The 4,571-nt window shown below is 61.3% G+C and carries 4 protein-coding genes and 1 pseudogene; 2 read left to right on the top strand and 3 right to left on the bottom strand.

All coding sequences use genetic code 11. The features are described from left to right. A partial coding sequence (locus HV711_RS32835) for a DUF2844 domain-containing protein (protein WP_175145656.1) occupies positions 1-400 on the bottom strand: 400 nt, incomplete at its 3' end. Positions 401-597: 197 nt separating this feature from the next. Continuing rightward, positions 598-1,848: a tyrosine-type recombinase/integrase gene (locus tag HV711_RS32830; RefSeq protein ID WP_035486362.1), complete on the bottom strand. Its 1,251-nt coding sequence runs from the start codon at positions 1,846-1,848 to the stop codon at positions 598-600. 220 nt (positions 1,849-2,068) lie between these two features. Here HV711_RS32830 and HV711_RS32825 point away from each other — a divergent pair, with 220 nt between their 5' ends. Continuing rightward, on the top strand, positions 2,069-2,833 hold the full coding sequence (locus tag HV711_RS32825; RefSeq protein ID WP_175145654.1) for a hypothetical protein: 765 nt from the start codon (positions 2,069-2,071) through the stop codon (positions 2,831-2,833). A 239-nt stretch (positions 2,834-3,072) separates the two neighbouring features. Further along, entirely contained in the window at positions 3,073-3,387 is a 315-nt protein-coding gene (locus HV711_RS32820) for a hypothetical protein (protein ID WP_051224869.1), read from the top strand. A gap of 54 nt (positions 3,388-3,441) precedes the next feature. On the opposite strand, the pseudogene HV711_RS32815 reads toward HV711_RS32820, so the two are convergent. Further along, a pseudogene (locus HV711_RS32815) lies at positions 3,442-4,467 on the bottom strand (tyrosine-type recombinase/integrase); the annotation flags it as partial. Positions 4,468-4,571 lie beyond the last annotated feature (104 nt).

Below are 4,571 nucleotides of genomic sequence, written 5' to 3'. Positions count from 1 at the left end.
AGCCGGCGGGGGCCGGGCGCTCCGCGCCCGGCAAACCCCGAAAGAAAAGAAGGAAGAAAGCGAAACGACAACAATCCGTCGGGTAACATTCCTTCGTGAGGCAACACGCCGGACACTGTAATTGTCGCGCTCCATTCGGCGCAGACGGGCCGCTCCAGGTCACCGCGAAAACCTTTCCGGCAGCAACGTATTCGCGCACGACCGTCGTGCTAGGCAAAACCATTTCGCTGACCGTGTAGGCCGCGCCCGCCGTCGCCTGCTGATTCACGGCTTGATGGTTAGCGACCAGCCTGAGCTGATCAGCGGATACGGTGGAAACACTACCCCCGAGTGATGCATAGGCAAGCGTACTGATCGCGCAACATGTCGTTGCCGCCAGCGCCAGCAAACTCTTTTTCATCGTCAGACACTCCGACTCGTTTATGGAAACAACCAAGGGTCACGGACCTCAATGCCGCAACTTCCTATCAAGAAGTATAAATGAGGCAGATACAAAAACGAGAGGTGTCGGATTCCCCTAACACGAGAGGGAGAAGCGGAAGGCGAGGGGTTCTGAAGTTTGCGGCGGGAAGTAATTTCCCACCGGACGACCGGAGCTTATCGGTTCGAAAGCAACTTCTCGGTATCGAGCGCTCGAGACGTTTCCTCGTCGTCGATGTAAACGAGGCTAGTGTTCACGTCGGCATGGCCCAAGTTTCTGGCGATGGTGATCAGGTCGGCACCGGACGCGACCAGACTTTTGGCGAAACTGTGACGCAACCAGTGAGTGGAGGCCCGTTCGAGCTTGTCCGCTTCAACCGGGTCGCGAGCGTCCCACCACGCCAGCGCCTCCTTGAAAATCGCCTTGACCAGTCGGTACAACGCGGACCGGTCCGTGATGCCGTCGACGGCTCCCAGATCCCGGCGCAGGGCACGCAGACCCCGCTCGCTGACCTTCCTGTTGAGATCGGGCGTGCGCCGCCGGGCACCAAGAACGAGCGGGGTCGTTTCTCCCGGCACGGGCAAAGGGGAGAGGCCGTAGGCGATCCGGTATTCCTGGAGGCTACCTATGACAGCCGCGCACGACACCGTCCGCGGCTGGCCGCCTTTTCCCGATTCGACTTCGATGACCCAGACACCCTCTGGATAGTCAGGGTTCTTCGCCCGCTGCGCCGCGGTAAAGCGCGCGTACTGGATCGACCCCATCGTCGCGGTGATTGCCTCGGAAGTCCGCAAGCCGGTTTTGGCGAACAGGTCGACGACGAAAAGATCGCGAGCTCGCTTCGCCCGTTCCCGGTCGGTCCGGCATTCCCGGCCCGCGATCGCGTCGCGGGCAAGTTCAATACCGTCCTGCCCGACGAACCGCTTCTGCTTTTTGCCTCGCTGTCGCTTCTTTCCTGCAAGTCCATAACCAGCAAAGGGATCCGCTCGGAGGTATTGCACGGCGACCAGCCACTTGAACAGGCTGCCGGCGATGACCTGGCTCTGCCGCGCCGATGCCGTGCTCAGCGCCTTGCGAAAGGGCGTCCAGCGTGGATCGCCGCGTGGCACGCGCTCGGCGCAGATCGCCGTTTCGTCTGGAGCTTTCAGAAACGCGAGATAGTCGCCGGCTTCTTCGAGCGTCCACTCTGAGATCGGCTTGTCGATCCATCGCGCGTACCAGAAGAGCCGTCGGGCCTCGACCACATATTGGGCGAGCGTTGTCTCGGCCAGCCGGCCGTCGCCAGCTTCTTTTGTCTTTAGCCACTGGATCACGACTTCCTGCTCACTGAGTCCCGTCGGCAGGATCGGACTGGTCGCCCGGTTAGGTGGTGCGGAGCTCGGCAGGTGCTCGACCACGTAGGCTTCGATCGCAAGTTCGTTGGGCATGGTTCCTTTACTTTGGCCAGCAGCTAGTGAGCGGAGTTCTCGATCTAACGGGTTTCGGTACAGAACGCACCATTATACAAATAATGATGCAAAGTAGAGAAATAGAGTAGTTAAAACTACGATTTTATTTACTCTCTTTGGGGGCGCGCCTATACTGGGCGGCGTGCAAACTCCCGAGTATCCCGTGGCTCGCCCTCGAATCACTTTCACCGACGCCCAGATGCGCAGGATGATTCCGGCGGCCGAGTCGGCGGATCGGAATGCAGCAGCCGGCGAAAACAGCCGTTTTCTCGACGAACTGATTCTCGGCGTCGCGCGCTGTACCGGCCGAGTCTATGGACAATCGACGTACGAACGACTACTCGACGCTTTCCAGATTCGCCGGCGCCCGTCGGCACAGACCTGGAGTAAAGCCATTCAGCGAGCGAACGCTTCGGGCGTCTCCCTGATCGCGTCAGCCCCGGAGTTGACGCCCGCGCTTACGCGCCCCACCGACAAGCAGACTTCAGTGCCGACTGTCGCGACGTCGCCGGCGCCGCTCGCCCTGGGCCAGCAAATCCCCGACGACGAACTCCTCGAGCTGAAAACGCGAGCGCAGGTTGCTGAATCGGCGCTTCGCGACGCTTACGCGAGGATCTCCGCTCTGGAAGCGCAACGGGCCTCATTGCTCGACCGAGCCACAATTGCTGAAGCTGCAGCAAGGGTCTCTGGCGAGCAGGTCGAGAACGAACGCGCCGAGCACGCCGCGCAGGTGAAGGCGTTGACCGATCGGCTTGGCGAGTTGAGCGACACCGTAACCCGCCTTTCGGGGCTTGAGCGGCATCTTCACCTCCAGACTGATGCTCTACGCCAGGAGCTTGGCCAGCAGCGCGATCTATACAAGGTTCGGGCAGAAGCTGCAGAAAAGGCTCTGGCGGCCGAACGGACGCAGACCGATGCGTTGCGCCGGATTTTGGGAAATCGGGCCCATTCCGAACAGAAATAGAGCGTTGGCGCAGCGCAGAGCGTAGGAATCAACTACTTCCCCTTCAGAACGTGTTCGACATTGACGTTAATAGACTGGGGCGTTTTTCATACCACCAGCCCCGACAAGGCCTCACAAGGGGGCTTGAAACGGGCGCGGAGGATGGCAGACTGAGTTGAAATTCGTGGCAGGAAGTCTTCCGGTCCCCGAGTTTGCCCCCCGCCCCTTGCTGGGTGGCCCAACAATTACTGAGTTCGTAGATGACGCTGAGCGTTGAACACATCAAGGCTGAGATGCTTCCGCAGCTCTTCGCCAATTCGGCCGCAATCGCGGAATACGGCAATACCGGCGGTGGCGCCGCGGCGATCAACGAGATATCCGACCTGATGGAAAGCGGCTCGGTTGGGAAGCTCGCTGAGCGGATCGCCCAAATTGTCGGGAAACTTCAGGACGCGGATCCGGAACAGATCTCGCGCCCCTCGACATGGCTGGAACGCCTGACGGGAAAACCTCTTGAGCGGCAGATGCGATACCAGGTCGGGTTGAGCCAAGATAAGCGCGAATTCCTATCATAAGCCGTCTGGTTATATAAACCGGAAAGATCATGCCGTTTCAGGGCAGTTGGAACCCTATCTGTCCGCGAAGGCGTTCCGGATCTGCTGGGCGCGCTTGAGTTCGTCGCTATGCAGATAAATCGACGTGGTCGCGATTGAGGCATGGCGCAGGTTATCCCGTACCGTGGTCAGCTCGGCACCGCGTGCCAGCGCATGGGTCGCGTGCGTATGCCGCGTCCAGTGTGGGCTCGCGCGACGCAACTTTTCCGCGAGCACCGGGTTGTCCGCCTCGACGACGTTGGCTGCCCGTGTAAAGAATCTTCGCGTGATCTCCCATAGCCTTACACCGGTGATGCCTGCCGCACTGTCCTGCTCGAGGCTGCCGATGAGTGGCGTATCGGGACGCCAGCGGGTCGGCGTGACCGGCAACCTTCGCTCCACCAGATAGCGGTCCAGCGCAGTGCGGGCCAGTGGCGGCAGCGCGACCTTGCCCGCCTTGCGGCCTTTCCCGATAAGGCTCAGCCAATGATCGCCCCGGGCGTCGGTTTCAACGTTGCCGAGACAGGCGCCGACCAGTTCGCTGACGCGCAGGCCGGTCGCATACGCGAAGTCCAGAATGAATCGCAGGCGTTGCGCCGCCGGCGATTCCCACCCATACGACCATTCAAGTCCGTCAGCGATGGCACGCACGAGTATCCACTCGCCCTCGGTAAAGGCGTGGGACGTGTCGAGCACCGTTGAGCGGCTGGTGCCGCGCACCTTGACGCTGGCAAACGGATTGGCCAGCAGATAGCGCTGCTCGATCAGCCAGCGGAACATCGCCCCGAGCACCGACAGCGCGTAGGCGGTCGAGCGGGCCGACAGCCCACCGGAGAAGGGTCGCCACTCCGGCGAGGTGCGCGGGCGCATGGGTCCCACCCAGCGCTCGCGCGGCGTCGGCCGGCGCATGAAACTCCGGTATGCGATCGCATCCTCCGTCGTCAGCGACGACAGGGCGCGGTCACGCTCCACGATCGCCCACAGGATCAGACGTTCAGCTTCCTTCCGGTAGGCCCGTTGCGTCGCGGTGGATTCGTGCAGCGACAGCCAGGCCCTATGCGCAAGTCGGTAACGATTCTCTAATACTCGCAGGCTGTGTTAAAGCGGACACCCGCACAAACACAGCAGAGGATCTGCACGATGACAGCAAGACGAACGACCATCTG

The sequence above is a fragment of the Paraburkholderia phenoliruptrix genome, assembly GCF_902859825.1.
Lineage (GTDB): Bacteria > Pseudomonadota > Gammaproteobacteria > Burkholderiales > Burkholderiaceae > Paraburkholderia > Paraburkholderia phenoliruptrix.
The sequence above is the reverse complement of the archived record's forward strand: the minus strand, read 5'-3'. Positions and strand labels throughout refer to the sequence as shown.